Here is a 588-nt window from a genome sequence, read left to right as displayed (position 1 = left end):
CTTCGGCCGTCAGGGAATCCGATTTGCGGATGGGCAGCAGCAGCAACGTCAGGAGCGGCCCCGCGATCAGGGCGAGGGCGAACCCGTAGACCCGGCGGCGAACACTGAGCGCGCCACGCTGCCGGAATTTCGGCAGCCCGCGCCCGCCCGCCGCCGCGTGCGACACGATGTGCACGTCGATGTCGGCGGATTCGCGGATGACCGTCGACCCGACGCCCGACCCGGTGAGCAGCGCGGTCAGCCGGCTGCGGCGGGAGACTCCGATGACCAGCTGTGTCGCGTTGCTGGCGCGGGCGAACGCGACCAGGGCCTCCGGGATGTCGGTCCCGACCACCTGGTGGTAGGTGCCGCCGAGCTCCTCGACGAGCTTGCGCTGCGCCGCCAGCGCCGCCGGGTCCGACTCCCGCAGCCCGTCCTGGCTCGCGACATGCACCGCGAGCAGGTCGCCGCTGCCCGACCGGGCCGCGACCCGCGCACCTCGGCGCAGCAGCGTCTCGCCCTCGGGACCTCCGGTGAGCGCCACGACGACGCGTTCCCGCGCCTCCCACTTCTCTTCGATGCCGTGCTCGGCGCGGTAGCGCTGCAGCG

Annotated in this window: 1 protein-coding gene; it reads right to left on the bottom strand. The window is 73.5% G+C overall.

Going from position 1 to position 588, the window contains the following annotated elements; genetic code table 11:
* Positions 1 to 588 (bottom strand): universal stress protein (locus AB4Z02_RS18975; protein ID WP_441972914.1); only part of this gene is annotated, 588 nt, incomplete at both ends.

Origin of the sequence: Pedococcus sp. 2YAF34, assembly GCF_052114585.1 — a bacterium.
GTDB lineage: Bacteria > Actinomycetota > Actinomycetes > Actinomycetales > Dermatophilaceae > Pedococcus.
This window is presented reverse-complemented; position numbering and strand designations above follow the sequence as displayed.